Genomic DNA, 18,017 nt, shown 5'->3' on the forward strand with positions numbered 1-18,017 from the left:
GGCCACGGAGCGCATCGTGAGCGCCATGTGACGGTTGGCGAATAGGGGCGAACCCGAGCGCGGTTAGGGGCATCCCCCTATCGATGTCGGGGAAACCCCGACATTGCGTCGTAGTTCCGACGCGGCAGGTGTCGAAGCTGACGCAGTACGACGCTTTGCGTCACCCGCCGGGTGCGCGCGGGGGCAGGGAAAACAGGGTCTGGCGGGATGCTGCGGACCCCTGTGCGGGGCGCCGCGACAGCGCCCTAGGGACGGTCGTGATGGCGCATCGCCACGCGCAGCAGTTCGCTGGCGTTGCGGCAGCCCAGCGCTTCCATCATCCGCGAGCGGTGGGTCTCCACGGTCTTGACGCTGATGCCCAGGTCCGCGGCGATCTGCTTGGTGGTGCGCCCGGCGCCCAATGCCTGCAGGATCTCGCGCTGGCGCCGCGGCAGGCCCTCGATGGTGTCGTCCTGGTCGTGGCCGTTGCCGCGCTTGCCGTTGCGATATCCGTGCAGCTGCGGGGCGGACACCTGCGGGCTGAGGAAGGTGCGGCCGGCCGCTGCCGCGCGGATCGCGATTTCCAGCTCCGCGGGGGCGGCTTCCTTGACCACGAAGCCCACGGCGCCGCGCGCCAGCGCCTCGCGCACGTGCAGGGCGTCGTTGTGCATCGACATGATGACGACGGCGGTTTCCGGGCAGGTGCGGCGCAGTTCGACCAGTGCGTCGAAGCCGTTGCGGCCGGGCATGGACAGATCGAGCAACACGATGTGGGGCAGCAGCTGCTGCGTGCGCAGGACGGCCTCGTCGGCGCTGCTCGCCTCGGCGACCACTTCGATGTCGTCGAACGACTCCAGCAGGCGGCGCAAGCCGGCCCGCACCAGCGTGTGGTCGTCGCAGATCAGCACCCGCACAATCGGCATCCTCCCCCTCTCGAACGCCATTGCACCATACGGCGCACGCGCGCCGCCGACATGAATTCGAGACGGTAATGTGACGAGTGTTGCAGAAACCTAGCGAGCGCGTCGACTTTCCGCGATCGAGCGGCGATGGATCCGGAACAGGTGGCGTTCGAGTGCGGCTTCCAGCGCCGCCGGCATCGGCTCGAAGCGCAGCCAGGCACGCGCAGCGCCGCCAGGGTCCGTGTCGCAGGCGAGCACGGTGGCCGGCAGCCGCAAGGCCGTCGGCAACCAGTCGCCGGGCCGGACCCGGAAATGGCCGCTGGTCCCGGGCGTCACGACGCCGTCGACCGCGATGCAGGCGCCACGGGCCGACCAGCGCAGCGCACGTGGCGGATCGTCGTGTTCGCTGGCGCTGATGCCGGCGACAAGCAGGGTGAGCAGGTCGAGCTTGGCCTCGATCCGGTGCATCGCGTGGTCGGCCGGCTGTTCCGGCTCGAGGTTGCCGTAGCCCTCGGCGCGCGCGCCGCCGTCCTCGATGACCGCCAGCGCGCGCAGCAGCGCTTCGCCGTGCGCGCCGGAAGAGGGCGGGGCGGCGCTGCCGGGCAGGAAGGCAGCGGCGCGCGTTTCCTCGCAGGCCAGCACGTCGCCGAACAGGATCTCGCGGGCCTCGGCCGCGGTGTTCACGACAGTTCCCGCTGCCAGGCCCGGGCGCCGCGGTGGTCGCGGCCGAGTTTTTCCAGCGCCTGCGCGGCCTGGTCGCGGGCAAGCCGCACCTCGTCTTCCAGCGCGTGCTGCTGGAGCAGCAGTTCGCGCCAGGGCGCGGCGGATTCGCGGGTCAGGTCGGTGGTCGCGAGCGCCGAAACGAGGGCGTGCTGGTGTTGGGCGAGCAGTTGTGTCGCGTGCGCCCAGTCGTCGGCCTGGATCGCGGCGCGAACGTGCATGGTCGGCAGCACCGGGATCGTCACGACCCCTCCGGTGCGATCGCCAGCCAGGCCGATTCGATGTCGCCCAGCAGGTCGTCCACTTCATGCAGCGGCTGCGGGTCGTTGTCGGCGTTCGCCGCCAGCAGGCGCCGCTGCGCATAGTCGTACAGCGCCTGCAGGCCGTCGGCAACGTCGCCGCCGGCTTCCAGGTTGAGGGCGCCGTTGAGGCCACCGATGATGGCGCTGGCGTCGCTGATCGCCTGCGACTTGCGGGGCAGGTCGCCGCGCTGCAGGCAGGCGGCTGCGAGGCGAGAGCGTTCGCGGGCGCCGGCCAGCATCAGCGCGATCAGGCGATGCGGGCTGGCGTCGAGCGCGGCGCTGGAGACGCCGGTCTGGCGATACTGGTTGGCGAGGCTGCGGGCGTTCATGTCAGTTGGTGCCGTCCGCGGCGGCGAGTTGCTGGGTCAGGAAGTCGCTGCTGCTCTGGAGGTTGGTCAACAGCAGGTCGAGGGCGGTGAACTGCGTCCGGTAGCGCGACTCGGCCTGGCTCATGCGGAAGTCCAGCGCGCTGCGCTGGTTGGCCAGGCTCTTGCTGCGCGCGGCAAGGCTGTCGCTGCGCCCGTCGAGGAGGCCGTCGGCTTCCACCAGGCGGTCCAGCGTCGAATCGAGCTTGCCGGCCAGGCTGCCGGCGTCGCCGCCGAACAGCCGCGCCGCACTCGCCGGATCCTTGGCCAGGCCGCTGTCGAACGTGGCCTCATCGAGCTTGAGCGTGCCGTCCTTCGCGATGGTGATGCCCATCGCCTTGAGGTCGGCGACATTGCCGCTGACGGCGTCGCGCAGCTCCTTGGCGGCGTTGCGGGTCATCGCGTCGCCGTTGAGCGCCGCGGCGACCTGGGTCGAAGTGTTGTACGACGTGGTGGTGGCGATCGCGGCCAGCGACATGTTGTAGCTGTTGACGAAGTTCTTGGCCGCGGTGCGCTGCACGCTGCCGTCGGCGTCGATCCGCAGCTCGCGGGTGACGCCGGGCTCGGCCTTGGTCAGGGTCAGGCTGACGCCGCTGATCACGCCGTCGAGCGTGTTGCTCGACAGGGTGCGTTCGAAGCCGTCGACCTTGACGCGCGCGTCGGCGGCCGGCATCCGCTGGGTCATCGCGGCACTGCCCGGAGGATCGTAGGCCAGCGCCGACAGGCCGCCGTCGCCGCCGTTGGCGGCGATCGTCAGCGCGCCACTGGTGCCGGTTTCGACGGCGTTGAGCACCAGGTGCGCGCCGTCGTCGCCGGTCACGATGCTGGCCGATACGGTCTTGCCGCCGGCCTTGGCATTGATTGCGTCGCGGATCCCGGCGAGCGTGTCGCTGGTTTCGTCTATGTCGATTTCGAGCGTCTTGCCGCCGGCGCTGATCGTCAGCCGGCCGGTGCCGACCGTTGACTCCGCTTTCGCGAATGCGCCCGAAGCGAGCTTCTGTGCCGTGGCCAGCGCGAGCACTTCGACCTCGTAACGGCCGGTGGCCGCGCCGCTGGCGGCGGTTGCGGCAAAGTTGGCGCCATCGGGCACGGACACCTTGCGGGCCTGCGCGGCATCCTTCGCGCTCAGCGCGCTGACCGCGGTGCGCAGTGCCGAGAACGCGCTGCGCAAGATGCCGATGGCCGAGACCTGCGCGGTGAGCTGGCGTTCGGTACGATCGAAGCGTGCGTCGGTGGGCGCGCGGTCGGCAGCGACCAGCTGCGCAACCATCGTCTGCACGTCGAGCTTTCCGGCCGAACCGATGGTGGTCACGGCGCGGCGCTCCGGAGACGAAAACCCGCCGTGACCCGGTCGCGATTACCACGTGACTGCTTCCTGGCAGGTCGTTGGCGGCGCATATCGGAATCCTCGGCGGGATGGGGAAATTGGGGTGGTGCGTAAACCTGTAGGAAAACCGCAGGGCGCGGCGGCTGCCGCGCCCTGCGTTCACACATCAGCGAAGCAGGCTGAGCACGCCCTGCGACGACTGGTTGGCCTGGGCCAGCATCGCCGTACCGGCCTGCTGCAGGATCTGGTTGCGCGACAGCTGCGCCGATTCCTTGGCGAAGTCGGCGTCCTGGATCCGGCTGCGGGCGGCGGACAGGTTCTCCGACGTCGTCGACAGGTTGGCCACGACCGAGGTGAAGCGGTTCTGGATCGCACCCATGTTGGCGCGGGCGGTGTTGATCGTGCTCAGCGCGGCGTCCATCGACTGCATCGCGGCATCGGCGCCGGACGTGGTCGAAATGTCGAGCGAGCCGAAGCCGGTGCTGGACGTACGGGTGGTGGTCGCGGCGCTCAGGCCGGTGGTGAGGGCGGTCGAGGAAGCACCGGCGTGCGCAACCACGATGTCGGCCGTGGTCGAGACCAGGGTGACGGTGGTGGCGGTGTCGTTGATCGCATAGACGCCGGTCGTGTCGGACACCGAGTTCACCGCGTCGCGCACGCTCGCGGCGCGCTCGGTGGCCGAGGTGTCGGCTCCGATGCCGCCCACCGAGGTGCCGTTGACCGTGAGGTCGCCCGCGGTGACCGCGGTGAACGCCGTGGCGGCCCCGCCGGTGACGCTGGCGCGGCTGTAGGTGCCCAGCGCGCTGGAGTTGGCATTGACGATGGCCGAAACCGAGATCGTCTCGCCCTGGTTGGCGCCGACCTGGAACGCCTGGTTGGCGAACGAGCCGTCGAGCAGCTTGACACCGTTGAAGTTGGTCTGGGTGGCGACGCGGTCGATTTCGTCCTTCAGCGCCTGGGCTTCGGAGTTCAGCGCGGCGCGGTCGGTGGCCGAGTTGGTGGCGTTGCGCGACTGCACGGCCAGCTCGCGGATGCGCTGCAGGTTGTTGCCGATCTCGCCCATCGCGCCTTCGGCGGTCTGCGACAGCGAGATGCCGTCGTTGGCGTTGCGGGCGGCCTGGTCCATGCCGCGGATCTGGGTGGTGAAGCGCTGCGAGATGGCGAGGCCGGCGGCGTCGTCCTTGGCGCTGTTGATGCGCATGCCCGAGGACAGGCGCTGCAGGCTGGTGGCGAGTTCGGCGCCGGACGACGACAGGTTGCGCTGCGCGTTGAGCGACATCACGTTGGTGTTGATGACTTGTGACATGGAAGTTCTCCTGGAAGGTTGGGTCCGGCGGCGACGAGTGGGCTGGGCCGGGTTCTGCAGGGTGTGGCCGGAAGGCCCTCGCCGCTGCTGTGATGAGTAACGGCGCCTGGTTGTCAAGCTTTAGGGGAAAAACGGAGGATTTCGCAAAACAGTCGCATTGGGGGGAAATGGTCCGTGCGAACAGTGCAGCGACTGCCTGGCGACGCGCGGTGCCGGCGTAACGTGACGCAACGCCAATGCGTTGTCGCCGGCAACCGCTTGCCAAGGCCGCCGCGCGCGGCGGTGCGACGTGGCTGCCTACATCCTGTCGAACAGCGACATCGTCTGCACCCGAAGCACCGTCTTCTGCGCCGCGTCCAGCGCGGTCAGCTGCAGCGCCAGCCGGCTGGCGGCTTCGGCGTAATCCACGTCGCGCAGCTGGGAGAGGCTTTCCTGCAGCGAAATCTCGCCGCTGCCGCGCGAGTCGGCGGCGCCGTCGATCGAGGCCAGCCGCCTGCCGGTGCCGGCGCGGATCGACAGCATGTGGTCCTGCGCGGTGGACAGGTCGCCGATCGCCGTGCCGATGGCATTGCTCTGGCGGGCCTGGTCGCCAGGCAAGGCGAGCGGTGCTTCGATCGCATCGGCGAGCCCCTCCAGGGTCGCGAAGATGTCCTGGTTGGGCGCGCGTTGCACGGTGAACGCGTCGCCGCCGGCCGGCGCCCCGCTGAGGGTGAACTGCACGCCACCGGCGATGATGCTGTCGCCCGGTGCGTAGGGGCCGCTCGACAGCACGGCGCCGCTGGCGTCAACCACGCGGTACGCGTCAGCGGCGGTGAATTCCAGTCGCAGCGCCCGTCCGTTCCATGCCGCGTGGTCGGTGACCGAGCTGGTCTGGAGTATGCCGGTGCCGGTGTTGCCGGCGGCCACGCTGCCGCGCACGGTGCCGTCGCCGGTGCGCACGCGCATGAACACGTCGCTGCCGGCATCGGTGTCGGCGATCAGCAGGTCCGGGCCGATCTCCACCAGGTTGCGGCCGTCGTCGCCGGCGTAGGCGACCGCGCCGCCGCTGTCGGCGAAGGGAATCACGCCGTCGCGCGAACCGGCGAACAGCCGCCTGCCGGTGCCGTCCTCGCGGTTGGCGATGCTGAGCACTTCGAGCCGGATCGCGCGCAGCTCGTCGGAAATCGACTTGCGGTCGGCCTGCGACAGTGCGCCGCTGTTGGCCTGCACGGCGAGTTCGCGCGCGCGGGTGAGCTGGCTGCCGACGTCGGACAGCGCCGACTCCTGCGAACGCAGGCGGTGTTCGACGGTGTCGGCGTTCTTGCCGTTCTGTTCGAGCGACGACAGCGCGTGGTCGAGCCGTTGCGACTGCGCCATGGCGGCCGGGTCGTCGGCCGCGTGCAGCAGCTTGCGGTTGCTGACCAGCTCCTGCTGCGTGCGCGCGACGTGCTGCTGCTGCCGCAACATGCCCTGCAGGCCCTGGGCGTACAAACCGGCGGTGGAAATGCGTAGCGTCATCGCATGAACCTCAAGGGGATGGGCCTCAGCGGCGCACGGCCGACAGCAGGGTCTGGAACATGGTGTCGGCGGTGCTGATCACCTGCGCCGCGGCCTGGTAGGCCTGCTGGAAACGCATCATGTCGGCGGCTTCCTCGTCGAGGTTGACGCCGCTCACCGACTCGCGTTCGGCGACGATCTGGTCGTGGATCGCGCCCTGTCCTTCCAGGCCCAGCGCGGCGTGGCGCGCCTCGGTGCCGGCGCGCGCGGTGAGCTGGCTCAGGCCGTCGGTCAGCGACTGGGTGCCGCCGTCGAGGATGCCCCGGCGGTCGAAGTCGCCCAGCGCGAGCGCGTTGCCGTTGTCGCTCGAACGCGGCGGCGTGCGCCCGAGGGTGAAGCGATCGCCCGCCACCGGGGTGCCGGTCAGCGACAGCGACCAGCCCGCGGCCGCGTCGGCGATCGGGCTGCCGGCGGCGTAGGGGTAGGGACCGTTGCCGTCGATCGTGTACTGGCCGTCGTCGATGAATTCGATCGTCGCGCCGGCGAACGACGCGAAGGCCGCGCTGTCGGTCACCTGCGTCGACGCCGCGCGCGCATCGCCGAGGTTGGCGACGTCCGCCTGCGCCTGCAGCGGCGCGGCGGCGGCGATCTTGTACGGGTCGGTCAGCGCCAGGCGCAGGTTGCCGGCGGCATCGGCGGTGGGGCGCAGGGAGTAGCGGTCGCCGACGGCGGGGGTGCCGCCGACCTGGAGCGAGACGCCGGCCACCTTGAACGGATCGGCGGCGGTGCCGCTGCCGCTCATCGGCACCGGTTCGCCGGTGTCGGCGCGGGTCGCGGACCACGCGCCATCGAAACGCAGCACCAGGTCGTTGCCCTTGAGCGCGCCCACGTCGTCGACCGCCGCGGTGATCGTCGCCGCCCCGGTGTTGCCCGCGTGCGCATCGACGCGCGGCGGCGCGAGGGTGAAGAAGTCGGCGCCGGGCGCGCCGTTGTAGTCGACGCCGGCGCGCTGCGCGGCGTTGAAGCCGCTGGCGAACACGGTGGCCAGGCGCCCGAGCTCGGCGCGCGCCGGATCCAGCACCCGGTCGCGGAATTCGAGCAGGCCGCCGAGTTCACCCGAGACGCTGGTCGACGGCAGCCGGACGTTGCCGCCGGCGCCCTGCAGCGCGATCTGCACGCGGTCGGGGCGGAACGGATCGGCCACGGTGGCAAGCTGCATCGCCTGGTTGCCGAGCACCAGGGCCTGGCCGCCGCCGGTGAAGACATTCAGCGAGCCGTCGTCCTGCATGACGGTGTCCGCGCCGACCAGGGTCGCCAGCTGGTCGATGCGCAGCGCGCGCGCGTCGATCAGGTCGGGCGAGGCATTGCGGCCCGCGGCGGAGATGTTGCGGTTGAGCTCGGCGATTTCGCCGGCGAGCCGGTTGGCATCGCCGATCGTGCTCTGGATGCGCTGGCCCGATTCGGCGTCCAGCCCCGCCAGCTGGCCGTCGAGCGTGCGCCAGCGCGAGGCCAGCTGGTCGCCCGCGGCCAGCAGCTGGCTTCGTGCGACCGATGAGGTCGGACCGGTCGCCACCGCATCGGCGGCGCCGAAGAACGCCGACCATTGCGTCGACAGCCCGGTGGACGTGTCGGACACCAGCGAGTCGACGCGACTGGCCATCGACGACAGTTGCTGCAGCCGGCCGAGTTCGCCGCTGCTGTCGACCTGGCGCGCGAACACCAGGCCGTCGGCGAGCCGCTGCAGGCTGGCCACGTCCACGCCCTGGCCGATGTAGCCGCCGGCCGTGGGCTGGCCTGGCCGCGCGGCCAGCTCGACGCGCTGGCGGCTGTAGCCGGGCGTCGCGGCATTGGCGACGTTGTGACTGACCGTGCCGAGCGCGCGCTGGAAGGCGAGCAGGGCGGAGCTACCGGTGGAGAGCAGTCCGGACATGCGTTATTCCCTGGCCGTCGCGACGGCGTTCGATGCGTAGACCGCGGGGCCCGACGGCAGGGCCGACGGCATCGCGGCCAGCGCGCGGTTGAGCGTCGCGCCGTTGGCGATCGCGGTGATCTTGGCGGCGTAGTTGGGGTCGGTCGCGTAGCCGGCCTGCTGCAGGGCGCTGGCGAAGCGATAGGTATCGTTGCCGGCGTTGCGGGCGGCGGCGTAGCGCGGGTTGCCGAGCAGGCGCGCGTAATCCTCGAAGCTTTCGGTGGCCGAGGCGTAGGCGCGGAAGTCGGCGCGTTCGCTGCGGCGCACGCCGGCGACGAATTCGTGGGTGGCCGAGTTCACGCGTTCGCCGTTCCAGCGCCCACCGGCCTTGATGCCGAACAGGTTCTGCGACGACACGCCCGCGCGGCCCGCCAGGCGCCGGCCCCAGCCGGTTTCAAGCGCCGCCTGCGCGACCAGCGCCTTGGCCGGCACACCCAGCTCGGCCGCGGTCTTCTGCGCCTGCGGCCAGATCGACTGCACGAAGGCCTCCGGCGAGCTGCAGTCCAGCGGGATGTCGGCGCAGTCGACGGCGGCTTGGGGTGCGGGCACCGGCGCCGGCAGTCCGGGCGCGTCGAAGGCGGGCATCGACACGCCGCTGCTCGATGGCACCAGGGGCAGTGGGCCGGTCGCGGGCATCGCCAGCGGCATCGGCATCGCCGGCGCCGCGGTGCCGGGCATGCGCAGCGGAAACGCGGTCTGCGCCGTTGCGTCGCCGGGCGCCGTCGCGCCGTTGTCCTGCCCGAGCTGGCGCACGATCATCGGCGCCAGGCCCAGGCCGCGGCCCTTGCCGAGCTCGGTGGCCAGCTGCTGGTCGTACATGTCGCGATAGGTGGAGTTGCCGCCGAACATCGAATCGCCCATCGACGCGCTGCGCATCGATTTGATCAGCATCCGCGCGAACTGCGTTTCCAGTTCGCGCGCGGCCTTCTCGATATCGGCGCGCGGCGTGGCCGCGGACGGAGCGAGGGCGATGGGGCTGGCGGCAGGCAGGCGCATGTCAGTGGCTCCGGCGTCCGGAACCGGTGATCGGCAGTTGGAAAGGCGCGGACGGCGCGGCCGGGTGCCGATCAGTTCCCGACCACGCCGCCGTTGCCGATTCCGCTTGCCCGATCATGGCCGGACTCATATGACTTCGAGCTCGGCGCGCAGGGCGCCGGCGCGCTTGAGCGCTTCGAGGATGGCGACGATGTCGCCGGGCGCGGCGCCGACGGCGTTGACCGCGCGCACGATCGACTCGAGCGAGGTGCCGCCGGCGAACATGAACATGCGGCCGCCGTCCTGCGCCACTTCCACGTTCGACTGCGGCGCGACCACGGTGTCGCCGCGGGCGAACGCCCCGGGCTGGCTGACCTGGGCGGTTTCGGTGATCGAGACCGTCAGCGAGCCATGCGATACCGCAGCCGGCATCACCGTGACCTCGCCGCCCATGACCACGGTGCCGGTGCGGGCGTTGACGATGACCTTGGCCGCCGCGGCGCCGGGATTGATGTCGAGCGACTCGAGCCGCGACAGGAAGGCGATGCGATCACCCGCCGGCGGCGTGACCTCGATGGTGACGCCGTCCACCGCGTGCGCGCGGCCGGGACCGAAGGCGCCGTCGATGGCGCTGACGATGCGCGCGGCGGTGGTGAAATCGAATTCGTGCAGGTTGAGCGTGACCACGCCGGTCGGCGCCGCGCCGGCGACCGCGCGTTCGACGATCGCGCCGTTCGGGATGCTGCCGCCGTTGGGCGCGTTGACCGAGATCCGCGAGCCGTCGCGCCCGGCCGCGCCGAAGCCGCTGACCACCAGGGTGCCCTGCGCGATCGCGTAGACCTGGCCGTCGGCGCCGCGCAGCGGTGCCATCAGCAGCGCGCCACCGCGCAGCGAGCCGGCGTTGCCGATCGACGACACGGTGACATCGATGCTCTGGCCGGGCTTGGCGTAGGCCGGCAGTTCGGCCTGGATGGCGACGGCGGCGACGTTCTTGAGCTGCGGATTGACGCCCGGTGGAATGGTCACGCCGAGCTGGTCGAGCATCGTCTTCAGGCTTTGCACGGTGAACGGCGTCTGGCTGGTGCGGTCGCCGCTGCCGTCGAGCCCGACGACCAGCCCGTAGCCGACCAGCGGATTGCCACGGACGCCGGCCACCTGGGCCAGGTCCTTGATGCGTTCGGCGTGCGCCGGGGTCCCGATCAGGGCGAACACGCCCGAGAGCAGGAGGAGGGAACGGATCGCGATGGAGTTGCGCATGGTCGCGGTCCTAGTTGGGGAAGGCGGCGGAGTTGAAGAAGCGGCCCAGCCAGCCCATCGCGTTCGAACGCGCCAGCGTGCCGCGACCGCCATAGACGATCTGCGCCTCGCCGACCCGATCGGAACTGATGCGGTTGTCGGGAGAGATATCGGCGATGCGCACGATTCCTTGAACCTGGACCAGCTCGTCGCCCTGGTTGAGGCGGACCTGCTTCTGCCCGGCGACCCGCAGGTTGCCGTTGCCGAGCTGCTCGACCACGCGCACGGTGATGTTGCCGTTGAGCTGGTTGCTCTGGGCGCTGTCGCCGGCGCCATTGAACTCGCGCGTGCCCTCGATCTCGGCCTGCAGCAGCGGCTTGCCGTTGTAGGTGACGCTCTGGCCGAAGATCGACGGCGCGGCCATGCCGAGCCCGGTGTCCTTGGTGACCGCGGTCTTGGCGTTGGTCTTGGCGCGGGTGTTCTCGACCAGCACGATGGTCAGCAGGTCGCCGACTTCGCGCGCCTTGCTGTCCTGGAACAGGCGCAGGCCGCGGTCGCCGCCGTTGCCCGCGGCCGCGCCGCCGTAGATCGAACCGCCGCCGTCGCCGCTGCGCGTCGCGTAGGCGGCCGGTACCGGCGCGGCCGCCGCGGCGTACCCGGGCGCGGGCGCCTGGGCCCCGACCGGCGCGAACGGGCGCACGTCGCCCATCACGGTCGCGCAGCCTGTCAGGGCCAGCAGCGCGGCGGCCAGCAGCAGTGCGCGCGCGACGGACCGGCGGGCGAACGGCCGGCCCGCGGGCGACCGGGCTTCCGGCAGGATTTGGGACGACATGCTCATCTGCCTGCTCACAGGTTGTTGTTGAGGAACGCGAGCATCGAATCGATGGTCGAGATCGCCTTGGCGTTGGTTTCGTAGGCGCGCTGGGTCTCGATCATCGACACCAGCTCCTGGACGGTGTTGACGTTGGAGCCCTCGAGCGAGCCCTGTATCAGCAGGCCGGCGCCGGACTGGCCGGGGGCGCCGCTCTGCGCCGGTCCGCTGGCGCCGGTCTCGACGTAGAGGTTCTCGCCCTTGGCCTGCAGCCCGGCCGGGTTGACGAAGTCCGACAGGGTCAGCGCGCCGACCTGCACCGCTTCGGCCTGGCCGGCAACCTGCACGCTGACGGTGCCGTCGCTGCCGATGGTCACGCTCTGCGCGCCTTCGGGCAGCTGCAGCCCCGGCTGCACCGGGTAGCCGGCATTGGTGACCAGCTCGCCCTGCGCATTGATCTGGAAGCTGCCGTCGCGGGTGTACGCGGAGCTGCCGTCGGGCAGCAGCACTTCGAAGAAGCCGCGGCCGTTGATCGCCACGTCCAGGGCGCCGCCGGTCTGGTCGAGGCTGCCCTGGGCGAATTCCTTGGCGGTCGAGACCACGCGCACGCCGGTGCCGGTGGACAGGCCGCTGGGCAGCTGGGTCTGTTCGGACGAAGCGCCGCCGGGCTGGCGCACGGTCTGGTACAGCAGGTCCTCGAAGCTGGCGCGGTCGCGCTTGAAGCCCGTGGTGTTGGTGTTGGCGAGGTTGTTGGAAATCACCGCCATGCGCGTCTGCTGCGCGTCGAGGCCGGTCTTGGCGATCCACAGAGCCTGGGTCATGGCGGGTTCTCCCTAAATCGTTGGTGCGTTGCGTTGCGTGGCGGTGCGCGGTCAGCGCGAGGACAGCAGGGTGTTGGCGGCGCGGGCGCTCTCGTCACCGCTGTGCAAGACCCGTACCTGCATCTCGAACTGGCGCGAAAGCTCGATCATCTGCACCAGCATCCCGGTGCCGTCGACGTTGCTGCCCTCGCGCGCGCCGGAGGTCAGGACGGTGCCGGCGGCGGGCGCGGGCGGGGTCGCGCCCGGGGCGGCGTGCATCAGGCCGTCCTCGCCGCGGACCAGGTCGCGGGTGTTGGCGGCGACGACCTGCAGGCGCCCGACGGTGGCCATGGTCGAGGCCGGCTGGCCCTGCGGCACGACCGAGACGGTGCCGTCGCCGCCGATTTCCAGCGCGTCGCTCGGCGGGATCGACATCGGCGCGCCGGCCTGGTCCAGCACCGGCCGTCCGCCGGTGGTGGTGAGCAGGCCGTTCTGGGTGATCCGCAGGTCGCCGGCGCGGGTGTAGGCGACGCCGCCGGCGCTGTCCTGGACCGCGAGCCAGCGGTCTTCGTGCAGCGCGACGTCGAGCGGATTGCCGGTGGTGGTGATCGAGCCGGCGGCGTTGCTGACGCCGAGGTCGCGCCCGAGCGCGGCGACCCGTGACGGCAGGCCGGCGCCGGCCACCGGCGCGGCGACGGTCCCGCTCAACGTCGCCTGGAAACCGACGGTGTCGGCATTGGCGAGGTTGTGCGACACCGATGCCTGGGAGCGCAGCGTGGCGCTGGCGCCGGTCATCGCGATGTAGAGGGACTTGTCCATGGCGGTTCCTGTTTTGCTCCGTCTCCCGCGACGGCAGGGAAGGGTCGGGACGTGACGGCGCGAGCGCCCACGGGTGCTTCGAAAAAGCTCCGCCGGATCCGCGCCACCGTTTGCCGGCCTTCCCCTGCGATGCAGGGAACGGGGTCGAGCGGATCAGCGCAGGTTGATCACGGTCTGGGTGATCTGGTCCTGGGTCTGGATCATCTGGGCGTTGGCCTGGAAGTTGCGCTGCGCGGTGATCATGTTCACCAGCTGCTCGGTCAGGTCGACGTTGGAGGCTTCCAGCGCGCCGCCCTGCACCAGCCCGAGTTCGGACGTGCCGGCCGCGCCGCGCCGCGCGTCGCCGGACGCGAAGGTTTCGGCCCAGGCGTTGTCGCCGATCGGCTGCAGGCCCTGCGGGTTGGCGAAGTTGGTCAATGCGACCTGGCCCAGCGCGATCGATTCGCCATTGCTGTAGCGGGCGTTGACCACGCCCTCGGGCGAGACTTCGATCGTGCTCAGGCGGCCGGTGGTGTGGCCGTCCTGCACCAGGGCCGACACGCTGAAGGCGTTGCCGTACTGGGACGAGCCGCCGAGCTGCAGGCTCAGCGCCATCGGCGCGGCGCCGCCGGGCGGGGTGTAGGCCGGCAACGGGATCTGGCCGTTGGCCGGCGAGGTCAGCGCGCCGTTGGCCGAGTACTGCAGGGTCTGCGCCGGGCCGACGTCGTTGCCGTCGATCTGCGTGCGCACTTGCCACTCGTTCGGGTTGGCGGTCTTCACGAAGTACATGGACTGCGAGTGCGGCGCGCCGAGCGAGTCGTACACGGTCACCGAGGTGGTGTGGTTGTAGCTGGCCGGATCGTTGGCATCGAACGGCGTCATGGTCGGCACGGCGGCGTTGCCGGGCAGGTTGACCCCGACCTCGACCTCGCTGCTCGCCAGCGGCGGCGAATCGCCGGTCGCCAGGCGCAGGTCGCCCATGCGGCCGGTGTCGAAGCCGTTGCCCTCGGCGTTGGGCAGGAAGACCTGCAGGCGCTGGCCGGCGGGATTGACCACGAAGCCTTCGCGGTCGGCGCCGAAATTGCCGGCGCGCGTGTACGACATCGCGCCGCCGTTGGACAGGGTGAAGAACCCCTGGCCCGACAGCGCCAAGTCGAGCGACTTGCCGGTGAAGTCGACGTTGCCCTGGCCGAACTGCTGCGCCACGCGCTGCAGCCGGGCGCCGGCACCGACGGCGTTGCTCGCCAAGCCGTAGGCGGAGACCGCGAACACGTCGGCGAACTCCGCGCGCGACTGCTTGAAGCCGGAGGTGTTGGCGTTGGCGATGTTGTTGGAGGTGATGTTGAGGTCGGCCGAGGCGGCGTTCATGCCGCTGAGCGAAATGCGGAAACTCATGCTGTGCTCCTGGGTGGGATGTCGGCCGGTGGCCGGACCGTTTGGTTCGGCGTCAGCCGATGCGGCGGACCGCGGACAGCGGGAAGCTGCCCAGGCCCGAGAGGTTGAGGGAAAGCCCGGTGGATTCGATCGAGACGCTGTCGACGTTGGCCTTGACGCAGAACGGCAGCAGGGCGGCGTCTTCCGCGCTGGGGTCCGCGTTGCCGGCCACCGCGCGGATCGCGTAGCGGCCCGCGGCAATGGCGTTGCCGGCGTCGTCGCGGCCGTCCCACTCGAATGCGGCCGGGCCGGCGGCCCCGGCCTCGACCGTCATCCGTCGCACGCGCTTGCCGTCGGCGTCGACGATGTCCACGGTGACCGGGCCGGCGGAGGGGGCGGTGATCTCTCCCTGGACGCTGGCACCGGCCGCGAGGTCGAGCGAGTCGACCTCCACCAGCGCGTCGTGCCCGACCAGCGCGGCCGCGCGCAGGGTCTGGTCGGACTCCATCACGCTGGCCATCGCGCCCATCGCGCTCTGCATGCTGTCGATGCCCTGCACCGTGGAAAACTGCGCCAGCTGACCCAGGAACTGCTGGCTGTCGAGCGGCTTGAGCGGGTCCTGGTTCTTCAGCTGCTCGGTCATCAGGTGCAGGAAGTCGGCCTGGCCGAGCGCGCTGCTGCGCGCCTCGGACTGCACGCCGAGGCCAAGCAGCGAGTAGCCGTTGTCGCCGCTGGCGCTGGTGCCTGGGATGGTGCTCATCGGGAATCCTTGGTTGGGCGGTCGCGTCAGCGACCCATGTTCAGCGTGGCCAGGGCGAGTTCCTTGGCGCTGTTGAAGACTTCGACGTTGGCCTGGTAGCTGCGCGACGCCGAGATCAGGTCGACCATCTGCGCCACCGGATCGATGTCGGGCGCGTACACGTAGCCCTGCGCGTCGGCGAGCGGGTGGCCGGGTTCGTAGCGCTTGATCGGCGCGGCGGTGCTCTCGTTGACCGCGTCGACCTGCACGCCGGCGAGCGCCGGGTTGCCCGCGACCGGCTCGGCGGAGAACACCGGCTGCTTGGCGCGGAACACCGCCTCGGGGTCGCCGGCGACCGAATCGGCGTTGGCGAGGTTGGATGCGATGGTGCTCAGGCGCACCGATTGCGCGTTCATCGCCGAACCGGCGACGTCGAAGATGGGCAGGTTGCTCATGCCGATGTCCCCTCAGCGGGCGGTGCGCGGAAGCCGTTCATTGCCCGGTGATCGCGGTCAGCATCGAGCGCACCTTGGACTCGACGAACGACATCGACGCGCGGTACTCGAGCGAGGCCTGCGCGAACATCGCGTTTTCGCGGTCGCCGTCGACGGTGTTGCCGTCCAGGCTCGGCTGGCTGGCGGGGCGGGCGTAACGCGCCGAAGCCGCGGCGGAGTCGAGCGCATCGCCGCCCACGCCCGCGCCCGGCCGCAGCGCCGCCTGCAGGGCGCCGTTGAAGTCGAGGTCCTGCGCCTTGTAGTTGGGCGTGTCGGCGTTGGCGATGTTGGCGCTGAGCAGCTGCAGGCGCTGCTCGCGCAGGACCAGCGCGGTGCCGTGGATGCCAAGGAAGTCGGACATGTGCCCTCCGGGGGCGGGGTTTCCCTCCCGGATCAGGCAAGCGGCGTGCCAGCGGCGGACCGTCGACCGGCCTTGCGGCGGTATGGGGCGTGCCTGGACGGCACGTGCCCGGTGCGTCCTGTCAGCGCGGCGGCGCGCCGATGCGGGCCGCTACCCGTTGCGCCAGCTCGTGTTCGGAGTATTTGGGCACGAAATCGTCGGCGCCCACGCGCTCGACCATGGCCTGGTTGAACACGCCCGACAGCGAGGTGTGCAGCAGCACGTGCAGGCGCCGAAGGGCCGGGTCGCGACGGATTTCCGTCGTCAGGGTATAGCCGTCCATGGCCGGCATCTCGATGTCGGAGATGACCATGGCGTAGCGCTCCTCCGGCGCCTGGCCGCCCTGCGCGAGCGCCTGCAGGTGGTCCAGCGCCTGCTTGCCGTCCGACAGCAGGGTCGACTCGAGGCCCAACTGCTGCAGCACCAGGCGGATCTGGTTGCGGGCCACGCGCGAGTCGTCGACCACCAGCACCTCGCGCGGGCCGCCGCTGTCGGGCAGCGCGTTGAGCGAGCCCAGGTCGCTGCTGCGCGGCGCCGACTCGGCCAGCACGCTTTCGACGTCGATCAGCTGGATCAATTCACCCTGGTGGCGGGTCACGCCGGTCAGGTAGTGGCATTCGCCACCCGGTTCCGGCGGCGGCAGGATCTGCTCGACCGCGATGTTGACGATGCGGTCGACACCGGCGACCAGGAACCCCTGGACCGAGCGGTTGAACTCGGTGACCACCAGGTAGGCCGGCTCTCCGGCGCCATCGTCGGCGTGGCCGATCGCGCGCGCCAGGTCGAGGACCGGGACGCTGCGCCCGCGCACGTCGGCGGCGCCGGCGAACGCCGACGGCAGCTGCGGCAGCGTGAACAGCCGCGGCCTCGGCAGGACTTCCTTCACCTTGAAGACGTTGACGCCAAAAAGCTGACGCGAGCCCAGCCGGAACAGCAGCAGCGCCAGCCGGTTGTGGCCGGCCAGCCGGGTGCGTTGGTCGATGCGGTCGAGCAGGTCCTGACTCATGCCTCCGTTTGTCGGCCGGTAGGCCGCTTCCTTGAGCGATCCGTGCTCCAGCGACGCGATCTTCAGCGGCACGGTTCCCGGTGGCTTGTTTTTCTACGGTACGTGTCGCCTGTGTCCCATTCGCGGCCTGCCCGCCGGCGGCGCTGGCACGCGGCTTGCACCTTGCCGGGCGTAGCCGATCGTCCAGGAGGGCGTCCTTGTCATCCATCGCATCGATACGCCGTCGTCCCGCCGGGCGCCCCGGCCCTGCGCTCGCCGGCGCCGTGCTGGCGGTCGGCGTGCTGTTGGGCGCGATGCCGGCCGGCCGGGCGCGCGCGGCGGTCCCGACGCAACCGCTCGACGACATCGGCGCGGCCGCGATCGCCGCGCTCGGCGCCGGCGACGCGCAGTCGGCCGAAGCCGTGCTCGATCCCGCGCTGCGGCTCGCCCGATGCAGCCAGCCGCTGCAGGCCGTGGCCTCCGGGGCGAAGACGGCGCAGGTGCGCTGCGACGATACGCCGGGCTGGCGCCTCTACGTCCCGGTGCGGGTGCACCGCGAAGCCGACGTGGTCGTGCTGGCCACGCCGGCCGCCTCCGGCGTCCCGATCGCGGCCAACCAGCTCGTGGTCCAGCGCCGCGATATCGGCGATGCGGCCGGCGCCACGTTCAGCGATCCCGCGGCCCTGGTCGGGCGCATTCCCAACCAGGCCCTCGCCCCGGGCGTGGTGCCGACCGAAGCCGACCTCGCGGTCGGCCGACCGCTGCGGCGCGGTGATCCGGTGGTGCTGGTCTCGCGGACCGGCGGCGTCGAGGTGCGCATGCCCGGGCGCGCGCTCGGCCCGGCCCGCGCCGGCGGCATGGTGCAGGTGGAGAACGCCTCGTCCCGTCGCGTGCTGCGCGGGCGGATGGCCGAGGAAGGGGTGGTCGAGCTGTTGCCTTGACGGACGCAGCCCCGGCTGGTGTGCTGGCGGCCCGCGGCGGGTCGTTCCGCGACCGGCTAACGGGCGCTCAAGTTCGCCGGGGACGCGCCGTTACAGTGTTCGACCGAGTACAAGCAGG

The 18,017-nt window shown here is 71.1% G+C and carries 19 protein-coding genes; 1 reads left to right on the forward strand and 18 read right to left on the reverse strand.

Going from position 1 to position 18,017, the window contains the following annotated elements; genetic code table 11:
- Positions 1-245: 245 nt before the first annotated feature.
- The 18 genes from ACFOM9_RS00225 to ACFOM9_RS00310 all read right to left on the reverse strand — a co-directional run bounded on the left by ACFOM9_RS00225 (position 246) and on the right by ACFOM9_RS00310 (position 16,979).
- Complete coding sequence (locus tag ACFOM9_RS00225; RefSeq protein WP_386707185.1) at positions 246-893, reverse strand: response regulator transcription factor; 648 nt, start codon at positions 891-893, stop codon at positions 246-248.
- Between the two features lie 99 nt (positions 894-992).
- Entirely contained in the window at positions 993-1,565 is a 573-nt protein-coding gene (locus ACFOM9_RS00230; RefSeq protein WP_386705203.1) for a PilZ domain-containing protein, read from the reverse strand.
- A complete protein-coding gene (locus tag ACFOM9_RS00235) occupies positions 1,562-1,846 on the reverse strand; it encodes a hypothetical protein (protein ID WP_386705204.1) in 285 nt (94 codons plus the stop codon). Before ACFOM9_RS00235 ends, ACFOM9_RS00230 begins: the two co-directional genes overlap by 4 nt.
- Complete coding sequence (gene fliS, locus ACFOM9_RS00240; RefSeq protein WP_386705205.1) at positions 1,843-2,232, reverse strand: flagellar export chaperone FliS; 390 nt, start codon at positions 2,230-2,232, stop codon at positions 1,843-1,845. The genes ACFOM9_RS00235 and fliS overlap by 4 nt, the downstream gene beginning before the upstream one ends.
- A 1-nt stretch (position 2,233) precedes the next feature.
- Complete coding sequence (fliD, locus tag ACFOM9_RS00245; protein WP_386705206.1) at positions 2,234-3,580, reverse strand: flagellar filament capping protein FliD; 1,347 nt, start codon at positions 3,578-3,580, stop codon at positions 2,234-2,236.
- A 181-nt stretch (positions 3,581-3,761) separates the two neighbouring features.
- On the reverse strand, positions 3,762-4,901 hold the full coding sequence (locus ACFOM9_RS00250) for a flagellin (RefSeq protein WP_386705207.1): 1,140 nt from the start codon (positions 4,899-4,901) through the stop codon (positions 3,762-3,764).
- A gap of 297 nt (positions 4,902-5,198) precedes the next feature.
- On the reverse strand, positions 5,199-6,398 hold the full coding sequence (gene flgL / locus ACFOM9_RS00255) for a flagellar hook-associated protein FlgL (protein ID WP_386705208.1): 1,200 nt from the start codon (positions 6,396-6,398) through the stop codon (positions 5,199-5,201).
- A gap of 25 nt (positions 6,399-6,423) precedes the next feature.
- Positions 6,424-8,307: a flagellar hook-associated protein FlgK gene (gene flgK / locus ACFOM9_RS00260; RefSeq protein ID WP_386705209.1), complete on the reverse strand. Its 1,884-nt coding sequence runs from the start codon at positions 8,305-8,307 to the stop codon at positions 6,424-6,426.
- Between the two features lie 3 nt (positions 8,308-8,310).
- Positions 8,311-9,342: a flagellar assembly peptidoglycan hydrolase FlgJ gene (flgJ, locus tag ACFOM9_RS00265; protein WP_386705210.1), complete on the reverse strand. Its 1,032-nt coding sequence runs from the start codon at positions 9,340-9,342 to the stop codon at positions 8,311-8,313.
- A gap of 126 nt (positions 9,343-9,468) precedes the next feature.
- On the reverse strand, positions 9,469-10,578 hold the full coding sequence (locus ACFOM9_RS00270) for a flagellar basal body P-ring protein FlgI (RefSeq protein ID WP_386705211.1): 1,110 nt from the start codon (positions 10,576-10,578) through the stop codon (positions 9,469-9,471).
- A gap of 10 nt (positions 10,579-10,588) precedes the next feature.
- On the reverse strand, positions 10,589-11,389 hold the full coding sequence (locus tag ACFOM9_RS00275) for a flagellar basal body L-ring protein FlgH (RefSeq protein ID WP_386705212.1): 801 nt from the start codon (positions 11,387-11,389) through the stop codon (positions 10,589-10,591).
- 14 nt (positions 11,390-11,403) lie between these two features.
- On the reverse strand, positions 11,404-12,189 hold the full coding sequence (gene flgG, locus ACFOM9_RS00280; RefSeq protein ID WP_386705213.1) for a flagellar basal-body rod protein FlgG: 786 nt from the start codon (positions 12,187-12,189) through the stop codon (positions 11,404-11,406).
- 51 nt (positions 12,190-12,240) lie between these two features.
- Complete coding sequence (locus ACFOM9_RS00285; RefSeq protein WP_386705214.1) at positions 12,241-12,987, reverse strand: flagellar basal body rod protein FlgF; 747 nt, start codon at positions 12,985-12,987, stop codon at positions 12,241-12,243.
- Positions 12,988-13,140: 153 nt separating this feature from the next.
- The gene (gene flgE, locus ACFOM9_RS00290; protein ID WP_386705215.1) at positions 13,141-14,361 is read right to left on the reverse strand and encodes a flagellar hook protein FlgE; all 1,221 of its coding nucleotides are present in this window, start codon (positions 14,359-14,361) and stop codon (positions 13,141-13,143) included.
- 52 nt (positions 14,362-14,413) lie between these two features.
- The gene (locus ACFOM9_RS00295; RefSeq protein ID WP_386705216.1) at positions 14,414-15,100 is read right to left on the reverse strand and encodes a flagellar hook capping FlgD N-terminal domain-containing protein; all 687 of its coding nucleotides are present in this window, start codon (positions 15,098-15,100) and stop codon (positions 14,414-14,416) included.
- Positions 15,101-15,126: 26 nt separating this feature from the next.
- Positions 15,127-15,534 (reverse strand): flagellar basal body rod protein FlgC, encoded by a 408-nt coding sequence (gene flgC / locus ACFOM9_RS00300; protein ID WP_386705217.1) that lies wholly within the window; start codon positions 15,532-15,534, stop codon positions 15,127-15,129.
- A 37-nt stretch (positions 15,535-15,571) separates the two neighbouring features.
- A complete protein-coding gene (gene flgB / locus ACFOM9_RS00305; protein ID WP_386705219.1) occupies positions 15,572-15,934 on the reverse strand; it encodes a flagellar basal body rod protein FlgB in 363 nt (120 codons plus the stop codon).
- Positions 15,935-16,055: 121 nt separating this feature from the next.
- Positions 16,056-16,979: a chemotaxis protein CheV gene (locus ACFOM9_RS00310; protein ID WP_386705220.1), complete on the reverse strand. Its 924-nt coding sequence runs from the start codon at positions 16,977-16,979 to the stop codon at positions 16,056-16,058.
- A gap of 197 nt (positions 16,980-17,176) precedes the next feature.
- Between ACFOM9_RS00310 and flgA the strand changes: the two genes are divergently transcribed.
- A complete protein-coding gene (gene flgA, locus ACFOM9_RS00315; RefSeq protein ID WP_386705221.1) occupies positions 17,177-17,899 on the forward strand; it encodes a flagellar basal body P-ring formation chaperone FlgA in 723 nt (240 codons plus the stop codon).
- Positions 17,900-18,017 lie beyond the last annotated feature (118 nt).

It is taken from the genome of Luteimonas notoginsengisoli, assembly GCF_042648885.1.
GTDB lineage: Bacteria > Pseudomonadota > Gammaproteobacteria > Xanthomonadales > Xanthomonadaceae > Luteimonas > Luteimonas notoginsengisoli.

Coding starts and splice junctions, on each gene's coding strand:
- flgK (WP_386705209.1), bottom strand. CDS start 8,307: ATGTCCGGACTGCTCTCCACCGGTAGCTCCGCCCTGCTCGCCTTCCAG.
- flgC (WP_386705217.1), bottom strand. CDS start 15,534: ATGAGCAACCTGCCCATCTTCGACGTCGCCGGTTCGGCGATGAACGCG.
- ACFOM9_RS00275 (WP_386705212.1), bottom strand. CDS start 11,389: ATGTCGTCCCAAATCCTGCCGGAAGCCCGGTCGCCCGCGGGCCGGCCG.
- flgG (WP_386705213.1), bottom strand. CDS start 12,189: ATGACCCAGGCTCTGTGGATCGCCAAGACCGGCCTCGACGCGCAGCAG.
- ACFOM9_RS00250 (WP_386705207.1), bottom strand. CDS start 4,901: ATGTCACAAGTCATCAACACCAACGTGATGTCGCTCAACGCGCAGCGC.
- flgL (WP_386705208.1), bottom strand. CDS start 6,398: ATGACGCTACGCATTTCCACCGCCGGTTTGTACGCCCAGGGCCTGCAG.
- fliS (WP_386705205.1), bottom strand. CDS start 2,232: ATGAACGCCCGCAGCCTCGCCAACCAGTATCGCCAGACCGGCGTCTCC.
- flgE (WP_386705215.1), bottom strand. CDS start 14,361: ATGAGTTTCCGCATTTCGCTCAGCGGCATGAACGCCGCCTCGGCCGAC.
- flgB (WP_386705219.1), bottom strand. CDS start 15,934: ATGTCCGACTTCCTTGGCATCCACGGCACCGCGCTGGTCCTGCGCGAG.
- ACFOM9_RS00295 (WP_386705216.1), bottom strand. CDS start 15,100: ATGAGCACCATCCCAGGCACCAGCGCCAGCGGCGACAACGGCTACTCG.
- ACFOM9_RS00270 (WP_386705211.1), bottom strand. CDS start 10,578: ATGCGCAACTCCATCGCGATCCGTTCCCTCCTCCTGCTCTCGGGCGTG.
- ACFOM9_RS00285 (WP_386705214.1), bottom strand. CDS start 12,987: ATGGACAAGTCCCTCTACATCGCGATGACCGGCGCCAGCGCCACGCTG.
- flgJ (WP_386705210.1), bottom strand. CDS start 9,342: ATGCGCCTGCCTGCCGCCAGCCCCATCGCCCTCGCTCCGTCCGCGGCC.
- ACFOM9_RS00310 (WP_386705220.1), bottom strand. CDS start 16,979: ATGAGTCAGGACCTGCTCGACCGCATCGACCAACGCACCCGGCTGGCC.